The sequence below is a fragment of the Rhodococcus sp. 008 genome (genome assembly GCF_001682295.1).
Classification (GTDB): domain Bacteria; phylum Actinomycetota; class Actinomycetes; order Mycobacteriales; family Mycobacteriaceae; genus Rhodococcus_F; species Rhodococcus_F qingshengii.
In genome coordinates this window covers 217385-238161 of record NZ_CP015203.1, presented here as the reverse complement: position 1 = coordinate 238161, position 20777 = coordinate 217385, and the positions used below count along the sequence as shown (strand labels likewise).

Genomic DNA, 20777 nt, shown 5'->3' with positions numbered 1-20777 from the left:
ATCTGCAAATGTGGGTGGGTGAAGCTTTGAGGAGACGAGACTTTCGGTAGACGATGCCATCACGTCGGTTTCAGACTCCGAGAGTCCGGACGACATGGTGTGCATCGCGGCCCACCCCACGTAGGGACGCGGACGAGAGGCTTCGTTGCCATTCCAGTCCCACGTACCCGAGCCCGGGGTGGGTGGTGGACAGACCTTTCTTGTGGCGGGGACGGCCGGTGTCGGTGAGTGCCCCTAGTTCTGTGAGGTAGTCCAGGTTGGGGGTGTATCCGGTGGCGAGGATGACCGCGTCGACGGTTGTTGTGGTGCCGCCGGGCCAGAAGGCTTGGTTTCCTTCGAGTTTGGTGAACATGGCGCGGCGTTGCGGTGCGTCGGCGGTGAGCGCGGCGCGGTAGCGGCCGGTGTCGAACACCGGCGACGTCGGTGGCCGCGAGAGGAGATGCCCGATCGGGAGGGTGTCGATTCCGGTGTACTTGAACCAGAAATGCATGTCGCGACGTAGAGGGCGTTGCGGCGCGAATGTCACGGGTTTTCGGCTGGCCAGGATCACATCGGCTGTTTCGGCGAGCTCGGCAGCGATCTGTACTGCCGAGTTCCCGGCTCCGACGACGATGACGTTCTGCCCCGTGTAGGTGGTGGGTTCGCGGTAGTCGGCGGCGTGCACAACAGTCCCGGTGAAGGCATCGAGCCCCTTCAGTGCGGGAATGTGGGGAGTGCCGAATCCTCCTGTGGCGGCAATGATTCGAGGGGCAGTGAAGATGGATCCGCTGTCGGTCCGGACGGTGAACTGGCCCTCGCTGGTGGTGACCGTGTCGGCTCGCTCGTTGACGTGGAAATCCACATCGAGAGTCTTCGCGTAACGCCGGAGATAGTCGACGACTTCGTCGCGGCCGGGATAGCGGTCACCGTCGCCGCCGAACGGTAAACCGGGGAGGGAGCTGTACTTTGCTGGTGAAAACAAAGTGAGGCTGTCGTAGTACTGCGGCCAGGATCCGACAGGTTCGCTACCAGCTTCGACGATTGCGGTGTCGAGCCGCTGGCGGCGCAGATGATGCGCTGCGGCCAAGCCGGACTGACCGCCCCCGACGACGATCGCGTCGTAGTGCGTCATGAGAGTTCTCTTTCGGTCAGGAAGTGATCGGAATCGTTGTGATGGTGCGGAGGGCGGGGATGGTTGCTGCGCTGATCACCGCGCCGACCAGGGCGATCGCTCCAAGGACGAGGTAGGCGTGGGCGTAAGTACCGGTCCAGGTGGAAAGCACGGCGCCGGCCCACGGCGCCAAGGCCATGACGATGACGATCGGCGCGGACATCAGCCCGTTGAGGCGCCCGTAGTGTTCACCGCCCCAGCGGTCGGTGATGGCGGTGGCCTGTATCAACGTGAAGATGCCGCGGACCAGTCCGGCGCCGACGGCGATGCCGATCAACGCCGCCGCCGAGCTCGCCAGACCTAACCACGCGGTGCTCAGGGCGGCAACGACGATGACCGATACCGTGCGTACGCGGACACTGGTTTTCGCTGCGAGCGGTAGGTAGAAGATGCGGCCGATGACCTGACCGGCGCCGCCCAATCCGAGAGTGAGTGCGGCGAGGCTGGGACTGAAACCGCGTTCGATCAGCAGCGGTACGAGGTTGAAGACGCCGGCGGATGCGGCGAAGGCAGCTGCAGCGAGGGCGACGAGCAGAGCAAGAAATGGGATGCTGCGGGAGGTGCGGTGATAGTCGCCGGGCTGCGCATGGGGTAGCCGGTCGGGGTTGGGCCATCCGCCACGCAAACCCCAGATATGTCCGGGGATGGTGATCACAGCCAGTATGACCGCGAGGATCAGGTAGGTTGTGCGCCAATCGAATCGATCGGCCAGAGCGACAGACAGCGGCGCGAAGACGGTACTGGCCAGACCCGCGGCGAGGGTGAGAATCATCAGTGCTTTGACGTAGTTGTCGCCGTACCAGCGAGTCAGTGCGGCGAATGCCGGTGGATACAGCACCGCGCCCATCGCGATTCCGGCGAACACCCAACCCGCGAAAAACAGTGGGAGGGTGTGAGCTGTCGCGATGACCACCAGTGCGGGTACAGCGAGTACAGATCCTGTGGTCATGACCCAGCGGGGCCCGTGGCGATCGAGGATCCGTCCCACCGGTATGCCGACGGCGGCGGCGGCGAGTTGGCTGACCGAGAACGCCGCCACGATCACAGCGCTCGACCATCCGGTATCGCGGGAAATGGCTACCGACAGAACGGGAAACGCGTAGTACAGAATCCCCCAGCTGGTGATTTCGGTCAGACACAGCGCCACCAGGACCCGCCGCAGCCCCGACGGATCGAGGCTGACGGGGCGAGGCGGATCTTCGATGGTCGTCATCGGCTGTGCCCTATCCGCAGGAGTTGGAACTGCCGGAGGGACTGGACAGCGAGATCAGCTCCGGAGCAGGTGCGGCGCAGCAGCCACCCTCGGATTCCGCGGTATCGGGTTCGTCGAAAACACCAGCGCCGCCGCAGACTCCGGTTTCCGGGAGGATCAACTCCACCCGGGCGGCGGCCTCGTGATCGCCGGCGAGTTCGGCGGCGATGCTGCGTACCTGCTCGTACCCGGTCATCGCCAGGAACGTCGGCGCGCGGCCGTAGCTCTTCATCCCCGCCAGGTACATACCCGGTTCGGGATGGCGAAGTTCTTTCGCGCCGTGCGGATAGACCGTGCCGCAGGAGTGGACGTTCGGGTCGATCAGAGGCGCCAACTGTGTCGGGGCCTGCAGCACGGGGTCGAGGCCGAGTCGGATTTCCGACAGCCACGACAAGTCGGGGCGGAATCCGGTCAAGGTGACGACGTTGTCGACGTTCTCGATCCGGGTGCCGGCATCGGAGACCAGTGCGAGCTGACCATTGTCGGCGGATTCGACGGCGGCGGTGCGGAAACCGGTGACCACGGTGAGAAGTCCGTCGTCGACAGCCTTCTTCGCGCGGAGTCCGAGTGCGCCGCGAGCGGGCAGCTCGTCCGACTCACCGCCGCCGAACGCGGAACCGATAGCCCCGCGGCGAACAGCCCACGTGATGCGCGTACCGGGGGCTTGCTTTTCGAGTCCGGCTAGCGCGACGATGGCAGTCAGTGCGGAATGGCCGCTGCCTGCGATGACGGTGTGTTTCCCGGCGAACTGGGCACGGATCGCCTCGTCGTCGAGGTCGGGCACACGGTAGGTGATCGCGGCAGCGGCAGCCCTCTCGCCGAGGGCGGGCAGTCCTTCCCCGCCGAGCGGGTTCGGGGTGCCCCAGGTGCCGGAAGCATCGACGACGGCCTGGGCGAAGACGCGGTCCTCGCTGCCGTCGGCGCGGCGCAGGTGGATGGAGAGAGGTTCGGTATCGCGGCCGGCGTCGACGACCAGGTCGCGGCCACGTCGGGCGACGCCGATCACCTCGGTGTCGAACTGCACCGCATCACCGAGGGCGGCGGCGAGGGGTTCGAGGTAGAGCTGACGCCACTGCTGTCCGGTCGGGTACGCATCTACGTCGGGAGCGCTCCACCCGTTCTGCTCGAGCAGACACTGCGCGGCGGGATCGACGAGTTCGGACCAGCGGGAGAAGAGCCGGACGTGATTCCATTCGGCGATCGCCGTACCGGCGACGGCGCCTCGCTCAAGCACCAGCGGCGTGAGTCCTCGTTCGCGCAGTTGCGCGGCGGCGGCGAGGCCGATCGGTCCAGCTCCGATCACGACAACGGGTAGTTCGGTCATCACAAATTCCTTTCATCGACAATGATCGATCTTTAATTCGAACTGTATCGATATCAGTCGATGAATGCAACCATCGACGAAGGTCGATATAGTGTGTGCATGACATCGCTGCAGACCCCGACGGTGCGCGTCGGCGATTCGGACCCAGGTGCGGTCGACTCGAATGTGCTCGAGCAAGCTGACGCCGACACCTACGCGCAGTGGTTCGCGTGCCTGGCCGAACCGATGCGGGTGCGGCTGCTGCACCGCGTCGCGAGCGCTGCTGGCGGCATCACGATCGGGGCTCTCGCCGAGGCGTTGGGGATCGGGCAGCCCACGGTCTCCCACCATGTACGTAAGCTCGCCGATGTGGGATTCGTCAGCCTGCGCAAAGAGGGGACCAGCACCGTTGTCGCGATGAATCCGACGTGCTGCGTCGCGTTGCCGCAGGCCGCCGACATCGTGATGGGAGTTCTCGCGCCGCGGCCGTGCTGCCCGAGCGATCTTCCTGACGATGTCGCCGTCCGGGTCATGTCCGATGACGACTGGGACGCCGTTCTGCGGATCTACGGCGAAGGGATCGCCACGCGCAACGCCACTTTCACCACCGAAGTCCCCAGCCGGGAGTATCTCGATGCGCAGTGGCTGCCGAATCATCGCTGGGTCGCCACCATCGACGATGTCGTCGTCGGCTGGGCTGCCCTGAGTTCGACCTCCGGGCGGGACTGCTACCGCGGAGTCGCCGAAAATTCCGTCTATGTCGCCGACGGGATGCGCGGGCGAGGTGTCGGAAAAGCGTTGCTACGCAAGCAAGTCATGGCAGCGGACGCGGATGGGCTCTGGACCCTGCAGACGTCGATCTTCCCTGAAAATCGCGCCTCCGTCTCCCTGCATCACTCGGCAGGGTTCCGCACCATCGGGATCCGCGAGAAGATCGCCCAACTCGACGGGATCTGGCGCGACACAGTCCTGCTCGAACGCCGAACGGCAGCGGATTCCTGATTTTCTGAACCGCCAATCGAAGCATTTTTCGGCAATCGATCCGCCATATGTGATCAGCAACTCGAAGCAACCCCTTAGCTCGAGTGCAGAGTGAATCTGCTGAGACGTGATTCCCGCTGTAACTGGCAAATTATTCGTGGGCTGGTGTCACGTCCTCCTGCAGTGAGTTCTTGAGGGCTCGGGATCAGCGGCTTCACAGCAGAGCGGTCACCGTCGGGGATGTACGTGCAGACGAACTGGAGCGGGTGAAACTGAAAGTCTTCGCGAGTCGCCGATCGGAGTGTGCAACGCCGCCTGCATCTACATGCCGGTTGAGTATCACATCTGCTGCTCTCGCTTGCCTGTCACTCGGCTGCCCGGTAGCTCGATTGGGCAGGACTGTGCAGATTGTTGCTGAAAAGCGGTCGGTCCATGCCAGGGGTGCGGAGGTCGAGCGAGGACGGCTAGACCACGGGTTGCGCGGCGTCCTTGTCGAGAATTCCGTCTCTCTCCCACGGCCACGTCATCAGAGCCCAGATGATGAATACGATTGTCATCCCAGAAAACAGATACACCGGCCACGGACCCATCAGGTCCAGCAGCGATGCGGTGGAAGGTTTGGCGTTGAGAAAGCCGTAATTGGTATCGGCGATGCGATTGAAGATGAAAGTGACTATCGCCCATGTCAGCGTGACCAGTACCGCGAAGCGGTAGCTGCGCCATGTAGGTCGCATTCTCCGGCCCCACGTGAGATAGATCGCGGCCCAGACGACAAACAGGTGAATCGCCCAGAAGGCAAGAAACTCGTAACCGGGGAAGTCGGGCCCGGCCAGAGCCGGTGAAATCAACGCCTGCGTACTCAATACAAGCCCCCAGTAGTAGGTGAGGGCGAACGGCCAATGTCGGTGCGACCACAATGCGTAGATCGCGGACACTGTCGCGAGATCGGTGAGTTGTAAGGGTACGGATCCTCCTAGCGTGGGTGAGGACAGCGAGTAGAGCACCGCCGAGCCGTATATCACCGCCAGTATTCCGCCGAGGGCGCGGCTGAGGTGGCGAGCTTGCGCTTCGGTCTGTCTACGTCCCGCCCAGATCAGAAACACCGAACCCGCGACAAACAGAGCGATGGCTGCCCAATGCGATGGGCCGTACGCCGAGAACTCGGGTTGTGCAGAATACACATCTCTCACTTCCTCAGCGCCGCCGAACGCACTGTTCCATAACAACCTTCGCAGATAGCTGTCCCAGTTCGGAAGTGCCGTTCTCCGGCTTAGTTGACGATGATCGTGTCCGCGGTGCGAGAAAGGGCGTAGCTGTGCAGTGGCTTCTGAGCAGGTCGTTGCACGACCGAGCCATCGACGATGGAGTATCGGCTGCCGTGACATGGGCAGTTGATCGTTCCATCGCTGACCTCGGAGACTACGCATCCCTGGTGGGTACATACCGCAGAGAAGGCTTGGAACACGCCTTCCTGCGGCTGGGTGATCACGACTTGCTCGTCCGCCAGAATGACTCCGCCGCCGACAGGAACCGCTGATATCGGAACCTCGGCACTGCCCAGGGTTACGCCGGGTGCATTGCTGTTGTTCTGGGTGCTACATCCGGCAACGGCGAGACAAGTTGTCGCGCAGGCTGTGAGGAGGACCGTTCTGCGCCCGACCTTGATGTCGGATGGATCGATCGTGCTCATGCGGGGACCACCAAACCAGTGAGAAACATCAGGAGTATTCCGACACCGACGCCGACGAGAACCATCGGATCCAGATCCGAGCGGCCTTGTGTGCGCAAGGACGGTGCAATTTGGATGACGACCTGGATGATTGCGCCGACCCCGACTCCGAGCAGCAACGCAGATACTTCACGGTTGTCGACGCCCGCCCCGATAACAGCACCGAGAATTGCCGGCGCACCCGCGATCAATCCCAACCCCAACAAGGTCAACAGGGGGGTACGTCGCCGAGCCAACGGTGCGATGATCGCGAGTCCCTCTGTTGTGTTGTGCAGGGTGAATCCGATAACGAGGAACGCGCCGAGCGCAAGCTCACCTACCGCATACGCGGATCCGATCGCGAGGCCTTCTCCGAGATTGTGCAATCCGATGCCGATGGAAATCATCAGTGCCAGTCTGAGTTCGGATGCACCTGTCGTACCGGCTGGGCGTCTTCCGCGTAGGTAGCGGTCGATGCACGTGAGCGTCAGGAAGGCGATCGCCGCGCCGAGAACGACGAGAGTGCCGCCGCCGAAGGCTCCGCTCGAGGCTGCTGCCAGCTTGAACCCCTCGCTCGTGCCGTCGAAGATCAAAAAGGCGAGCAGACCGACCGTGACGGCCAGCACGAATCTGACTGCCCTGACGCCGGCGCCCCGCATCACAGGTAGCAAGAGCATCCCGAGCAGGACCGGGATGACTCCGACGTATGTGCCCAATAGAGCCATCAAGCCGAAGAACGCCACTCCCGGGACGGGAGTTGCTACGGCAGCGGGAATTTCGTGTTCGATGACCAACCCTGTGGAGGTGAGCATCGAGACGAGGTACGGCTGTCCGGTGATCCACGGGTAGTCGAGGGTGATCGTCTGGGACTCGAGTCTGCCGATGGGATCTGCAGCGCCTACCAAATCGACGAATGTGTCGTTCACGGCAACTTGCGCGACGGTCACCGCGTCGGGGCCGGTGTTGCGTAGCGTCAACGTGATTCGGCCTGGTTCGAGGGCCGTTCGTTCGACGGAGATGTTCTCGATCGGTGGGCCGGTGCGTTCGGGGAGGCTTTGTCCGGCGAGCATTGCCAGCGCAGTCAGGGCGATGACGATGATCGCGAGTACTGCGGCGCCTCGGAGCCAAAGGCCGGTGCGAGATGCGCCTGTTTGATCGGACTCTGTATGCGCGGAACCCGCAGTGTCAAAGGAATTCTCATGAGTGCTCGTAGGAGAGGGAGGATCTGGGGTGCCGGTCATTCGGTCACCTCGAAGAATCCCATCCAGCCCAGATCGGCGAATTCGGTCTTGTGGGCGTGGAACATGTACTTGCCCAGGTAGGGAAAGCGCAGTTCGCATATTCCGCGCTGACCTTGGGCCTGGATGATCGTGTCCGTGAATTCGCTGGACTCGAGCCGAGTCCCGGTCGGGTAGTAGTCGAAGAAGTTCCCGTGCACGTGGAAGCTGTTGATCGGATCGTATTCGAGGACGTTGACCAGGTAGATGCGAACCAGCTCGCCTCGTTTCACCTGTACCGGTTCGTGCATGTGATGGAACGGGATGCCGTTGACCGCGTAGAGCTGGTTTCCTTGCCCGTCGAATGTGGTGTTGTAGCCGTGCATCACCATCACCATTTCGTCAGCCGCCGGGCGCCCCTGAGCTGGATCGACGATGAATGTGCCGTACATGCCGCGGGCAATGTGCTCTGCAAGTGGATTGACGTGGCAGTGATAGAGATGCAATCCGAAAGGGGTTGCATCGAATTCGTAAGTGAATGATTCGCCCGGCTCGATGATGCCCCGACCTACCCCGGGAATTCCGTCCATGTCAGCGGGATGGATTCCGTGAAAGTGCATCGTGTGAGGGTGCGCGGAACCGTTGACGAACCGCACCCGGAGCCGGTCTCCCTCACTGCATCTCAAGGCGGGACCTGGAATGCGGGAGTTGAAGGTCCACGCGGGAAAATAGACTCCGGGTGCTACCTCGATCTCCTCGTCGGCTGCGAAGATCTCCCACTCGCGTAGCGTTCGACCGTCAGGCAATTCGGAAGTCGTCCCGTAGTCGAAGTCACGCAGCATTGCCGTGGGATGAAACCCGTTGGCAGTGTGGTTCACCTGCTGACCGGCCCGAAAGGTCGCACCGCTCGTGCCGCCGTGACGGACTCCGCCGTCTCCGTCAGGTGCGGCGGTACCCGGGTTGGTGTTTCCGGGATGCTCGGTAGGCGATGCGCCCGCAACTCTTCCTGCGTTCATCATGAGTCCGGCTGATCCGGCGAGCGCCCCACCGATCAACAATTGTCGCCGCGACGGTGCGCTCATGGCCACCCGACCGAAGCATCGACATTCCTGGCAGTCAAAAGAGTCACACCTCAAAGTTTGTCATGCCGAACTTTATTTTCATAGCCCCCAAACTATCCGAACGCATTCGACCGAAAACAGGCGGACCGCGGAAATTTTCGACGAGTGGGGCGTCGTGGTTTCGCCACCTCGAACCGCAGAAGTTCGCAGAGATGGACTGCTTCCCTGTCGACAGCGCTCCGGCTCCCTCCTCGCTCGAATCAGGTCACACGGATTGCGGACGCTGAATCTCACGTTCGGACCCGCGCGCGGATTCGAACAGCAGCGACACGGCGACCAGGATGAATCCACAGGTGAGGTAGGTATCGGCAAGATTGAAGGTGGGCCACCAGCCGGTGTGGAAGTAGTCGGTGACCTTCCCGTCGAGGGCTCGGTCGACCACGTTGGAGGCAGCTCCGGCGACAATCAGAGCGAAACCGATCACGGCCACCCCGCGACTTTGCGGGACACTCCGCCAGGCGTATACGGCGATTCCCATGGTGGCGAGGCCGGTAAAGGCGATGATGACGGCACTCGGCAGCTGATTGCCCAGGCTGAAGGCGACACCACTGTTGTAAGCCAGCCTCAAACTGACGACGCCCAGATCCATCTCGTTGGCCCCGGACAGGTGCTTCCGCGCAACGGGCTCAATCGTCAGGGCGACGACGACCGAAACGAGCACCGTCGTAGCGAAGAGAATTCGTTTCTTGCGATGGGGGGATTTGTCGTTCGTGGTCACCTCGTTGGTACTCACCACGGAAGCTCCTGGCAACGCCCGTCACCCGCGGCGGGTTCTACCTGCAGGGTCGCGTGAACGAGATTGAACTGGGTGGCCAACAGATCCTGGGCAGCAGCGAGAACCTTGGTCGGATCGGACTCCTCGTCGATCGTCAGATGCGCCGACGCAACTTCCATGCCCGATGTGAGCGTCCAGATGTGAAGGTCGTGGGCGTCCTTGACCCCGGGGATCCCCTGCAAGGCTTGCGTCACCTCGGTGATGCTCACGCCGGCGGGGGCGTGCTGGAGCAGGATCCGCAGGGCATGGCGGCCGAGATTGTAGGCACGCGGTAGGACGAACAAGCCGATCGCAACACCGATCACCGGATCCGCGTACCGCCATCCGAAGATCAGTGTGACCAATCCGCTGATCAGGACTCCAACGGACCCGAGCATGTCAGCCATGACCTCGAGATAGGCGCCCCGGACGTTGATGCTTTCCTTCGCCCCGCTGCGAAGGAGCAAGAATGCCGCGATGTTCATCACGAGGCCGACGACAGCGACAATGCTCACCGGGAGTCCAGGGACCTCAGGCGGATCGGAAAGTCGACCGAGAGCTTCGTAGAGAACCCATCCGGCGACACCGAACAGGAGTAGGGCATTGAACAAGGCAGCGAACACCTCCGCCCGGTACATACCGAACGTGCGATCCGGGCGCGATCGCGCTCTTTGCGCAAGCAAGATAGCGGTCAATGCCATGAGGATGCCGAACACATCGGTGAAGACGTGTGCGGAGTCGGAGAGCAGGGCGAGCGATGACGTGGACAACCCCACGATGACTTGCGTGACGAACGTGACCAGACCGAGCCCGACGGCTATCCATAATTTGCGGACATGTTTACCCGATGCACTCGCAGCTTGTTCCGCAACGCCGTGCCCATGGCCGTGACCCATCTCGATATGCCCTTCTCGCCTATGACTGGAGCGTCGTATTCTCATATGCGCATATTTGCCAACGAGAGAGTTTCAGTAAACCCTGGCTGAAGCACCCATGCAACTATCCGTCATAGTATTTTGGTCCGGAGCGCCGATCGCGCGGGCGAGATCCACAATGCTGAGAGGTCCACCCGCAAATGATCGAAACCGAACCGTCCGGCGCCGATACCCTCGTCGTCGGACGACCCATACGGAAAGTATTGGGATGGGGTGTCATAGCTGCAATCACTGCGGCGGCATTGGCGCGCGCATCAACTTCCGAGGCGCTGCGATTGCTCGGACTTCCAGATCCGGGGCCCTTGACGATTTACGGACTCCCGGCGGTGATGGCGTTCGGCGAGGTTGCCGCCGTGATGACCGTAGGCAGTCTACTTTTGGCTGCCGTTCTCGTTCCGCCTCAAGCCTCAGGTGTACTCGATGTCGACGGATATCTGGCGCTACGAACCGCAAGCGTCGCCGCCGCTATCTGGGCGGTATGCGCGGCGCTGCTCGTTCCACTCACCCTCTCGGACAGTTCAGGCCAACCTCTCTCCGTCGTGTTCGCCGATCCAGGGCTGTTCGCTCGCGCGATTTCGGACATCGATGTCACAACTGCATGGGCATGGACCGCAGGGCTCGCACTCGTGCTCGCGATTGCGTGTCGTCTGACCCTGCGATATTCGTGGACACCGTTACTTCTCGCATTCGCTTTGTTCAGCCTGCTCCCCAGGGCATTGTCGGGTCACTCCTCTTCGGGTGGATCCCACGACATCGCCACGAACAGTTTGGTTCTGCATATCCTCGCGGCGTCGATTTGGATGGGAGGAATAGCGGCTCTCGTGTTGCATGCCCGCAGAAAGGGGAGCTATCTCGACTTCGCCGCGCGCCGCTTCTCGGCCGTGGCACTCATGGCGTTCGTCGTCATAGCGATCAGCGGTGTGGTCAACGCTGCCGTGCGGGTGCCGCTCACCGCGGTGTGGAGTAGCACCTACGGTGTCTTGATTCTTGCCAAAGTCGCCGCCTTGGTCCTCACCGGACTGGCAGGTTGGCGCCAACGGAAAATCGCGATCGCCGAACTGACGAAGGATCCTAGCGACGGTCGCACCTTCATTCGTCTGGCAGTGGTGGAGTCGGTGGTTCTCGCAGTAACCGTCGGTATCGCCGTCGCCCTGGGCCGCACGCCGCCCCCGGCGCCCACGGAGCGACAGGATCCGAGCAGAGTCGAGGAGGTGCTCGGGTATGCGCTCGATGGCGTACCGACTGCGGGCCGCTTGCTCGTCGACTGGCGATTCGATCTCATTTTCGGAACTCTCGCCGTGGTGTTGGCTGCGTGCTACGTCGTCGGCGTTTTTCGCCTCCGACAGCAGGGCGTGCAGTGGTCGACGTTCCGATCGGTCAGCTGGGCTCTGGGGTGCCTGGTGTTGCTTGTCGCAACATCATCGGGAGTGGGTAGGTATGCACCTGCAGTGATGAGTATGCATATGGCGGCAACGTCCGCCGTGGCGGTCCTTGCTCCACTCTGTCTGGTCCTGGGCGCCCCGTTCACGCTGTTCAGGCTCTCCGTTCGGCGATCGTCCGGAGATGCGCCGGGGCTGAGGGAATGGGCGCAAAGCGTGTACAGAGGCTCCTGGTTCCGATTCATGTCCCAGCCCTATGTGATTGCTGTGATTTTCGCCGGAGCCCTGCCTCTCCTTTACCTGGGAGGGATGTACAGCGCTGTCGCCGGCTCGCACGTCCCCCACCTGGTGATCAACGGAATCCTGCTGATCTGCGGTTTCATGTTCTTCTGGGTCATGGTCGGCGTCGATCCCTTGCCGAGACGAGCGAGCGCCGCGATCAGGACGGCCCTGCTCCTTGCGGCGTTCTTGGCCTACGGGGGCCTCGCAGCAGCACTGATCACCACTGACGCGGTGATTGCCGATCAGTACTTCACATCGTTGCAGCGCGGCTGGCTCGACGACCTCGCACGAGATCAACGGTTCGGTGCCGGACTGATACTCGCGATCGGAGCAATACCCCTGGCAATCGCGACAGGGCTTCTCCTCAACGCGTGCTGCTCGCCGAGATGTCATCGCGCGGCAGATGAGTAGGAGAAGGTGCATTTGCAGCGGGGCGTCTCGTCGAGATTCTGAATTTTGTCAACGCTCGCCCAAAAACTATGCGAAATAGTAGTACGCTGTCTGGGACCGTCACCATTCTGTGACCTTCCGCGACGCAAGGAATGCGATCTTGGCCCGACACCGCAAGCCCGACACCGACGATCTCGACTGCCCACTTCGGGAAAGTAGCTTTTTCGACACGCCACGCAGCGATCGCGACCTGCCAGTCGACACGATGTACATCTCCACCGCATCTGCAGTCGACCGTGAATCCGTCGCTGCAAGCGTTCAGGCGCGACGCGGCGGCGCTCATCGCCGACAGTCCCGCAATCGTCCTGGTGGACGGGCTTTGGTTCTCTCTGTCGCCACCGGCGCTTTGCTTGCCGCCGGCACATCCGCCTCACATGCATCGACAGGGAGCGTCAGTGTTCCCGTCGAGCTCGACCAGCAACCGTTGGCACCTCTCGAGCAGGCGCTGGCATCGGCTCCGGAAATTCTCCAGGTTCCCAAACTGGCCGAGCTGGGGAGGCTGGCCGAACAGTTGGCTCGAGGCACCGAACGCGACACCGATCGCGCTTCGAGAGAGGCAGCTGCACGCCAACCGCTGACGATGGCTCCTGTCAGCGGAACATTGACGTCGAACTACGGACCGCGTTGGGGGTCGACTCATTACGGGTTGGACATTGCCAATGAGATCGGTACACCTATCGTGTCCGTCACCGACGGCACGGTACTCGAGTCCGGACCTGCGTCCGGTTTCGGACTGTGGGTCCGTATCCTGCAGGATGACGGGACAATCGGGGTCTTCGGACACATCAACGAGACTCTGGTAACCGCGGGTCAAAAGGTGCGTGCCGGAGAATTGATTGCGACGGTAGGAAACAGGGGACAATCAACAGGGCCACATCTGCATTACGAGGTGTGGCAGGCAGACGGCCAGAAGGTCGATCCCATGGCATGGTTGGACGCGCGTGGGGTACAGATCCAGCCTCCGGCCGTCAGTGACTGACGCAATCGACGATTTCCGAAGGGGGAAGGAAGATGAAGAGACTCGGCGGGCTCGAATCCGAAGTGATGGATCTCCTGTGGGATGCAGAAGAGCCGCAGTCTGTGCGGGATCTGGTCGACCGCTTCGAGGGCGGCGCCCCGAAGGCATACACCACGATCTTGACCGTCGTGACGCACCTTCACGAAAAAGGGTGGGTGCAGAGGGAAAAACGAAGCCGCGCATACATCTATTCGCCATCGCGTAGCCGCGATGAAGCGACCTCACTGGCCATGCGCGAATTACTCGACAACAGCAATGACTCTGTTTCAGCGCTTCTGCACTTCGCGCAAAACGTCTCCGATGACGAATACGAGGCACTGCGGCGAGCACTGGATCACGGCAAGGTTCGGTAGATGACTCTCGCCGCAGTCCTCCTTCTCGGGGCCGTGCTCATCGGAGCGTTCATGCCCAAGGTTTTGCGGCGTTTCGAATCGACCACTCTGGCTCCTGCAGCGATTCTCGCGGCATGGATCGGCAGCATCGTGGGTCTGGGATTCCTTGCCGTATCGGCAGTAGTGATCCTTCTGTGGCCGAGCCATGCACCAGCGGAAGGGCTCTCCGAGGCCCTTGTGCGATGCTTCACTGCCTTCCAACACGCGATGGCCCCCTGGATCGGGGAAGCGCTCGCTGTCGGCGGAGTTGCGGTTACCGCGCTCATCGCCGTTCGCAGCTTGTTCTTGGCTCATCGGCAACATAAGGGCCGAGCCAAGGTCCGCGACTACCACCGTGATGTCGTATCGATCATCGCCCGCGCAGATCCGGCATCGGATGACGTTCTCTGGCTTGATCATCCGATGCCGATGGCCTACAGCGTCGCTGGACGGCCGGGATTCGTCGTAGCGACCAAAGGTCTCTCCGATTGCTTGACTGCATCCGAGCGTGAAGCGGTGATCGCCCACGAGCGGGCACACTTGCGAGGTCACCATCACCGAATCATCAATGTGTGTGAAGTCTTCGCGAAGGCGCTGCCGGTGATCCCGCTGTTCAAAGCGGCTCCCGCTGCGGTGCGGCGGCTGGTCGAGCTCGCTGCCGATGATCGGGCCGCACAGGCCACCAGCCCCGATGCCGTCAGGTCGGCGTTGCGCGTGGTGGCGACGTCGCCGCTACCTCAGCCGGTGTGGACTCTCGGGCTCGGTGACGACGAGATCTCGGTGCGCTTGGTCAGGCTGCAGACGGATTCCCGGATTCGCGGCACCAAACTGGTCTGCATCTCTGCTGCGATGCTCCCGATGATCGTTCCCGTCATCGCCGCGTTGACCACCATGGTCGTCTTCTCTGCGTCCGCTCATGCCCTCGTGACCTGACGGCAGTCGGAAAGGGTGGCCGAGGCGCCACCCGGACCCAAAAACTATGCAACGTAGTATTTGGGTTATGCTTCTGTCGCACACTCTATTTGCGTCTCGACAGGAAGCGGGCTGACTATGACCGCAATTGCATCACCCCCGATCCCCGCCCGGCCGTACCCCGCGCGACGGGCGCCGAAGGGATCGGTGCTGCGGAACCTTGTGACGACGACCGATCACAAGACGCTCGGCTTGATGTATTTGGTGACTTCGTTCGCGTTCTTCCTCATCGGCGGGCTCATGGCGCTGATCATGCGCAGCGAACTGGCGATTCCGGGCATGCAATTCCTGTCGAACGAGCAGTACAACCAACTCTTCACCATGCACGGCACGATCATGCTGCTGCTGTACGCGACGCCGGTGGTGTTCGGATTCGCCAATTTCGTTCTCCCCCTGCAGATCGGTGCGCCGGATGTCGCCTTCCCGCGACTGAACGCGTTCAGCTACTGGCTCTACCTTTTCGGTGCTCTCATCGCTACGGGCGGGTTCGTCACTCCCGGAGGTGCCGCAGATTTCGGCTGGACGGCCTACACGCCTCTGAGTTCGGCAGTCAGCTCACCTGGGGTCGGTGCGGATCTGTGGATTGTGGGGCTTCTCGTCTCCGGTCTCGGCACGATTCTCGGCGCGGTCAACATGATCACCACCATTGTCTGCTTACGCGCTCCCGGTATGACGATGTTCCGCATGCCGATCTTCACGTGGAACATCTTCATCACCTCTGTCTTGATTCTGTTGGCCTTCCCGCTGTTGACCGCCGCACTCTTCGCACTGCTTTACGACCGTCGCCTCGGTGGCAACATCTTCGACCCCGCGAATGGCGGAGTCCTGCTGTGGCAGCACCTGTTCTGGTTCTTCGGCCACCCCGAGGTCTACATCATCGCGCTGCCCTTCTTCGGTATCGTCTCGGAGATATTTCCGGTCTTCAGCCGCAAACCGATCTTCGGCTACAGCGGCCTGGTCTACGCGACGCTCGGTATCGCGGCGCTGTCGATCGCAGTGTGGGCGCATCACATGTACGCGACGGGCGCGGTTCTCCTGCCGTACTTCTCGTTCATGACGTTCCTGATCGCCGTGCCGACGGGTGTGAAGATCTTCAACTGGATCGGCACGATGTGGAAGGGACACCTGACGTTCGAGTCACCGATGCTGTTCTCTCTCGGATTCTTGATCACCTTCCTCTTCGGTGGTCTGTCCGGTGTGCTGCTGGCGAGCCCTCCGCTGGATTTTCAGGTCACGGATACTTACTTCGTGGTCGCCCACTTCCACTACGTGGTTTTCGGTACGGTCGTGTTCGCGACGTACGCCGGTATCTACTTCTGGTTCCCGAAGATGACCGGTCGCATGATGGACGAGCGCCTTGGCAAGTGGCACTTTTGGACCACGTTCGTCGGCTTTCACATGACGTTCCTCGTTCAGCACTGGCTCGGTGCCGAGGGTATGCCGCGTCGTTACGCCGACTACCTACCCGCGGACGGGTTCACCACACTCAATACAGTCTCGACCATCGGTTCCTTCATTCTCGGAGCCTCCACTCTCCCGTTCATCTGGAACGTCTTCAAGAGCTACCGATTCGGCGAAGTGGTCACTGTCGACGATCCGTGGGGCTACGGAAACTCGCTGGAGTGGGCAACGACCTGCCCGCCGCCGCGTCACAACTTCACCGAGTTGCCGCGCATCCGCAGCGAGCGTCCGGCCTTCGAGTTGCATTACCCGCACATGGTTGCTCGGATGCGAGCAGAAGCACACGTCGGGGCCGGTCACCGGCCGGAGACGAGTTCATCAGAATCGGAGAAGGTACTTACCGCATCCACGTCCGATGATGACGAGAAGAATTAGCTCGGCGGCCATACCGATGGGAAAGTCAATGTCAACACGAACAATGCCGGTGGTCATCGTCCCGGCAACAGATACCGCTGCCGCCCTACTCACGGACTGGTTGATTCGAGACGTACTGCCGACCGCTCTCGACGGCGGCGTGGCGAACCATGCTGGTGCCCGGTTGCGGACTTTGCCACCGGTATCTCGTCGCCACATCCGGCACCCCCGCAAACTTCGGGTTCACACCCGTCGAGTCAGCGAAGTAATCGCCGCAATCGAGAATCATCTCCAGACCGGAGCGGATTTCGTTGACGCAGAGCGGACCTTCATGCGTTCCACCACTGTCCTTCCAGACCCCGTGCTGAACGCCGCGGCCAGTATCAGTGGCGCAGTGATGGATATCGGGAGTTCCGCGGCGGCATTGGCGAATCGTGCCCTCCTTCTCGTTCCGACGACAATCGAGTCGTCGGAAGCGGCGCTCTCGACGCAATCGAGGGTAACCGAATCCTATTACGCCCTCCTTGCGCGGCTGTGGCACAGAGATTTTCACGCGAGTATCGTGATTCCGCAGACCGAACCCTGAGCGCTCCTCGCTTCGGTGTGCTGTCACGAGGGGGGCACACCGAAGCGAGATTATTCGCGCTCTCGACGCCGATTCTCAGTCGTACGGCGTGGAGACCAACGAGCAATCAGGCGGCAAGGCAAAGAGAGTCGCTACTTCTTCGGAGGAATCGCTCTCTTTGCCGCAAGCGCAGCCCTCCGGATCTGGCTGGTCAGTTTTCCACCGGTCTTGGCTTCGGCAGACGCGGCGGTTTTGTCGATCGCGTTTTCGATCTTGTCTGCGTTCTTCGAGGCAGCCTCCTTGCCCTTGTCGACTAGCGCTTTCGCTGCACCCATGAATTTCATATTCGTCTCCTTCTCCTGGCCTCATCGCCCTCTACTCGGGAGGGTTGCGGATCTAAAAACTAAGATCCATAGTAGTTGAGTTGAAGGTTGACTGATCGTGCAACAGTTGGCCGAGTGCGACGGCGTTGGCAGATTTTCGTGGGACTCGTCAGACCAGTGTCGACCAGTAGTCCCAGAATGCGCTGAGAATCATGCTCGCGACGGACACGATCCAGATAGTAAGCACGAGAGTGTGTTTCTCGGTGCCGACGGTCACGATTCGCGAGGAGGTCGACGCGCTACGAGCACCTAGATGCAAAATGGCATACCAGAGGGCTGTCATCGTCACCACCCACACGACCATGCAGTATGGGCACAGTGCCTGGATTCTGTACAGGCTTTGGAAAATCAGCCAGTGAACCAGCACCGCTCCGGTGAGCAAGCCGATGACGATACAGCGCCAATACCACTGAGGTAGTGCCTTTGCGGCGGTGAGGGTCACGATTCCCGTGGTCAGTAGGACGGTGAACCCGACTATACCGAGGATCGAATTCGGGAAACCGAAGATCGAGGCTTGTGGAGAACTCATCACCGATCCACAACTGAGGACGGGGTTGATGCTGCAGGACGGGCGATATGAGGGATCCGCGAGAAGCTGAAACTTCTCGATAGTCAGTATCAGAGACGCCGCCAAGCCGAGAGCGCCTGCTGCAGTGAGAATCCATCCGACGACATAGGGGGAGCACACTTTCGGGGCCGAGTCGACAGTCGGAGGTATACCAGTGTCGACGTGGGCACCGCGTGCTCCCGTTGATGTCATTGGGCCAGCGCTGCGTCGATGCGAGCGGTGAGATCGTCATATGTCGGCATGGACGGCAACTGGACGCCGTTGAGGAACAGCGTCGGTGTGCCCTGCACGCCCAGGTCGATACCTTCGTTGAAGTCCCCTTCGACACGCTCTGCGACTGCGGGATCATTCATATCTGCTTCGAAGGTCGCCATGTCGAGTCCCAGATCCTGGGCGAACGTACGGAAGAGGGCTACTTGAGATTCGGACGACTCGCCCCACTGGGTCTGCGTGTCGTACATTCGCTGGTACATCTCCACGAACTTCCCTTGCCTGGACGACGCTTCGACGACTCGCGCCGCGAGTCGACTGTTCGTGTGACTGGGAATGGGGAAGTACCGTACACCGAACGTGATGCGGTCAGCGTACTCAGCACGTATCCGCTCCATCGTCGGATACATCGCCAGGCATGCCTCGCACTCGAAGTCGAGGAATTCGACCAGAACGACATCGTTGTCCGGCGCAGAGGAAAGTAGATGCGTGTCGTCGCGAAGAACCGATGCGTCCGAAGCGCTGGCGCTGTTTGTCTCCCTCCCGCTGCGGTTGCCGAGCAACAGCGCGCCGAGGACGACAGCGAAGACAGCTATCAGGGCTATCGAGAATTTCGCGTTGGTGGTCAACTTCATGGATCCGCCTACCTGGTCGGTGTTCGTCGATGCGTGCAACCTTCCGGCCACCACACAGCCCTGAATACTATGCAACATAGTAGTCGGAGGTATTGTCTCAGCGAAGTGCGGTGTGCATCGATCGCCGGACTCCGCACCTCGATGGTGTGAGCCGAGTAGGAGGAACAGATTTTGAGGCGTGCAATGGTTGTGCTGCTGGTGGCTGCGGGGTGTGCGCTCATAAGCGCAGGCACCGCGCAAGCACACAGTGCACTGGTCGGATCGACTCCATCCGCCGACGCAGTTCTCGACACTGCGCCGAGTTCGGTGGAATTGGTTTTCAATCAGGAGATTCAGACGAGTTTCGCGAACGTGACCGTCAGTGCGGCCGACGGGACGCAGGTCGGAGCCGGGGAGCCGTCGGTGCAGGGAGAGCGCGTTTCTCTCGTGACGACCGGTCAGATGTCGTCTGGCACTTACACCGTTGGTTACCGGGTGATCTCTGAGGACGGACACCCGATCACGGGGTCGTACTCCTTCACCTTGAACGCGGCGAAGAACAATGCGGCGCCGCTTCCCGGAGGTGCAACACCTCCGGCAACTGTTGCGCCGTCGGCGGCGACCGCCGATGCCGACTCCGACGACGGATCCCCACTGTTGTTGCCGATTCTCGGTGGCGCAGTGGCAATCCTGTTCGTGATCGGGATGGTCATCGTTCTCCGCGGAGACAAGCGCTCGAAGCGCTGAGATGTTACAACACAGTACGAGCGGGGAGGGACCACGTAGGTGATGGACTGGATACGTTTACCCGAGGCCGTGCCTTCGTTCGGAGCAATGGTGGGGTGGGCGCCGCAGCCGCTCCCGGTCCTACCACTGATCGGAGTCCTACTGGCAGCGTGGTATGGCTGGGGTGTCTACCGGGTGACGTCTTCCGGTCGGGTGTGGCCGTGGACGAGGACGGCCAGCTTCCTCTTCGGCTGTATATTGCTGATCCTGGTCACGGGGCTCGCCGTCGAGGGCTACGGGTACGAACTCTTCAGTATCTGGATGTTCCAGCATTTGACCTTGTCGATGGCGATTCCACCACTGCTCGTTCTCGGCAGCCCAGGTCTTCTCCTGCTGCGCTCCACCCCTCACACAGGGTGGGGAATTCCGATCCTCAAGCTGGCATTGACGGCACTCAGAAGCCGGACGGCGAAGATTCTGCTACACCCCGGCGTCACGATTCCACTGTTCCTGTTCAGCTACTACGGCATCTACCTCTCGCCGGTATTCGACCTGGTGGCGTCGTCCTGGGTCGGTCACACAGGCCTGGAGCTCTTCTTCCTGGCCACTGGAGTGTTGTTCATCGTTCCGGTGCTCTCATCTGGGCCGTTGCCCGTCAAGCAAAGCAACCTGGGTCGATGTTTCGACCTCTTCGTCGAAATGCCTCTCCATGTTTTCATCGGCGTGATCCTGATGATGGCAACCTCGCCACTCCTGAGTACCTTCACCAATCCGCCGGCGTCCTGGAACGTCGATCTGATGGCCGATCAACAAATGGCGGGGGCTTTGGCATGGTCGTACGGAGAACCCGTCGCGTTGATCATCATGGTGGTTTTCGCGATGAGGTGGAATCGCGACGAGACCCGCACCAACGCCGCCGTCGACAAAAAGGCCGCCAGGGACGGTGACGTCGACCTCGAGGCCTACAACGAATTCCTCAAAACCCTTCCCCGTCGATGACTGC

Annotated in this window: 21 protein-coding genes; 9 read left to right on the top strand and 12 right to left on the bottom strand. The window is 61.4% G+C overall.

Features of this window, described 5'->3' with window-relative positions:
• Positions 1–70: 70 nt before the first annotated feature.
• The 3 genes from AOT96_RS31460 to AOT96_RS31450 are packed head-to-tail and all read right to left on the bottom strand — an operon-like array spanning position 71 to position 3726.
• Complete coding sequence (locus tag AOT96_RS31460; RefSeq protein ID WP_003944645.1) at positions 71–1111, bottom strand: flavin-containing monooxygenase; 1041 nt, start codon at positions 1109–1111, stop codon at positions 71–73.
• Positions 1112–1127: 16 nt separating this feature from the next.
• A complete protein-coding gene (locus AOT96_RS31455) occupies positions 1128–2363 on the bottom strand; it encodes an MFS transporter (RefSeq protein ID WP_011331649.1) in 1236 nt (411 codons plus the stop codon).
• Positions 2364–2373: 10 nt separating this feature from the next.
• A complete protein-coding gene (locus tag AOT96_RS31450; protein WP_003944612.1) occupies positions 2374–3726 on the bottom strand; it encodes an NAD(P)-binding domain-containing protein in 1353 nt (450 codons plus the stop codon).
• A 99-nt stretch (positions 3727–3825) separates the two neighbouring features.
• Between AOT96_RS31450 and AOT96_RS31445 the strand changes: the two genes are divergently transcribed.
• A complete protein-coding gene (locus AOT96_RS31445; protein ID WP_037131630.1) occupies positions 3826–4707 on the top strand; it encodes a helix-turn-helix domain-containing GNAT family N-acetyltransferase in 882 nt (293 codons plus the stop codon).
• Positions 4708–5150: 443 nt separating this feature from the next.
• Here the strand turns inward: AOT96_RS31445 and AOT96_RS31440 are convergent, their stop codons facing one another.
• The 6 genes from AOT96_RS31440 to AOT96_RS31415 form a co-directional block, all read right to left on the bottom strand.
• On the bottom strand, positions 5151–5867 hold the full coding sequence (locus AOT96_RS31440; protein WP_003944610.1) for a YwaF family protein: 717 nt from the start codon (positions 5865–5867) through the stop codon (positions 5151–5153).
• 89 nt (positions 5868–5956) lie between these two features.
• Positions 5957–6376 (bottom strand): QcrA and Rieske domain-containing protein, encoded by a 420-nt coding sequence (locus tag AOT96_RS31435; protein WP_011331647.1) that lies wholly within the window; start codon positions 6374–6376, stop codon positions 5957–5959.
• On the bottom strand, positions 6373–7635 hold the full coding sequence (locus tag AOT96_RS31430) for a ZIP family metal transporter (protein ID WP_011331646.1): 1263 nt from the start codon (positions 7633–7635) through the stop codon (positions 6373–6375). The genes AOT96_RS31435 and AOT96_RS31430 overlap by 4 nt, the downstream gene beginning before the upstream one ends.
• A complete protein-coding gene (locus tag AOT96_RS31425; protein WP_011331645.1) occupies positions 7632–8693 on the bottom strand; it encodes a multicopper oxidase domain-containing protein in 1062 nt (353 codons plus the stop codon). Before AOT96_RS31425 ends, AOT96_RS31430 begins: the two co-directional genes overlap by 4 nt.
• Positions 8694–8937: 244 nt before the next feature.
• Entirely contained in the window at positions 8938–9465 is a 528-nt protein-coding gene (gene lspA, locus AOT96_RS31420; protein WP_011331644.1) for a signal peptidase II, read from the bottom strand.
• Positions 9462–10382 (bottom strand): cation diffusion facilitator family transporter, encoded by a 921-nt coding sequence (locus AOT96_RS31415; RefSeq protein ID WP_003944635.1) that lies wholly within the window; start codon positions 10380–10382, stop codon positions 9462–9464. Before AOT96_RS31415 ends, lspA begins: the two co-directional genes overlap by 4 nt.
• A gap of 179 nt (positions 10383–10561) precedes the next feature.
• Here AOT96_RS31415 and AOT96_RS31410 point away from each other — a divergent pair, with 179 nt between their 5' ends.
• The 6 genes from AOT96_RS31410 (at position 10562) to AOT96_RS31385 (ending at position 17294) form a co-directional block, all read left to right on the top strand.
• Positions 10562–12493 (top strand): bifunctional copper resistance protein CopD/cytochrome c oxidase assembly protein, encoded by a 1932-nt coding sequence (locus AOT96_RS31410; protein ID WP_047270589.1) that lies wholly within the window; start codon positions 10562–10564, stop codon positions 12491–12493.
• Positions 12494–12632: 139 nt separating this feature from the next.
• Entirely contained in the window at positions 12633–13511 is an 879-nt protein-coding gene (locus AOT96_RS31405; protein ID WP_230691701.1) for a M23 family metallopeptidase, read from the top strand.
• 32 nt (positions 13512–13543) lie between these two features.
• Positions 13544–13903, top strand: coding sequence for a BlaI/MecI/CopY family transcriptional regulator (locus AOT96_RS31400; protein WP_003944627.1), 360 nt, complete (start codon positions 13544–13546; stop codon positions 13901–13903).
• Positions 13904–14854, top strand: a complete 951-nt coding sequence (locus AOT96_RS31395) for a M56 family metallopeptidase (protein WP_047270591.1) — start codon at positions 13904–13906, stop codon at positions 14852–14854. It begins immediately after the preceding gene.
• 117 nt (positions 14855–14971) lie between these two features.
• Positions 14972–16729, top strand: a complete 1758-nt coding sequence (gene ctaD, locus AOT96_RS31390) for an aa3-type cytochrome oxidase subunit I (RefSeq protein WP_047270592.1) — start codon at positions 14972–14974, stop codon at positions 16727–16729.
• A gap of 28 nt (positions 16730–16757) precedes the next feature.
• Positions 16758–17294, top strand: a complete 537-nt coding sequence (locus AOT96_RS31385) for a hypothetical protein (protein WP_223304456.1) — start codon at positions 16758–16760, stop codon at positions 17292–17294.
• Positions 17295–17425: 131 nt separating this feature from the next.
• Here AOT96_RS31385 and AOT96_RS31380 read toward each other — a convergent pair whose 3' ends face one another.
• From AOT96_RS31380 to AOT96_RS31370, 3 genes are all read right to left on the bottom strand, one after another.
• Positions 17426–17617, bottom strand: coding sequence for an antitoxin (locus tag AOT96_RS31380; RefSeq protein ID WP_047270593.1), 192 nt, complete (start codon positions 17615–17617; stop codon positions 17426–17428).
• Positions 17618–17765: 148 nt separating this feature from the next.
• Positions 17766–18416: a vitamin K epoxide reductase family protein gene (locus tag AOT96_RS31375; protein ID WP_052959927.1), complete on the bottom strand. Its 651-nt coding sequence runs from the start codon at positions 18414–18416 to the stop codon at positions 17766–17768.
• Entirely contained in the window at positions 18413–19069 is a 657-nt protein-coding gene (locus tag AOT96_RS31370) for a DsbA family protein (protein WP_047270652.1), read from the bottom strand. The genes AOT96_RS31375 and AOT96_RS31370 overlap by 4 nt, the downstream gene beginning before the upstream one ends.
• A gap of 183 nt (positions 19070–19252) precedes the next feature.
• Here AOT96_RS31370 and AOT96_RS31365 point away from each other — a divergent pair, with 183 nt between their 5' ends.
• Positions 19253–19795 (top strand): copper resistance CopC family protein, encoded by a 543-nt coding sequence (locus tag AOT96_RS31365; protein ID WP_223304457.1) that lies wholly within the window; start codon positions 19253–19255, stop codon positions 19793–19795.
• 42 nt (positions 19796–19837) lie between these two features.
• Complete coding sequence (locus AOT96_RS31360; protein ID WP_054827426.1) at positions 19838–20773, top strand: cytochrome c oxidase assembly protein; 936 nt, start codon at positions 19838–19840, stop codon at positions 20771–20773.
• Positions 20774–20777: the final 4 nt, after the last annotated feature.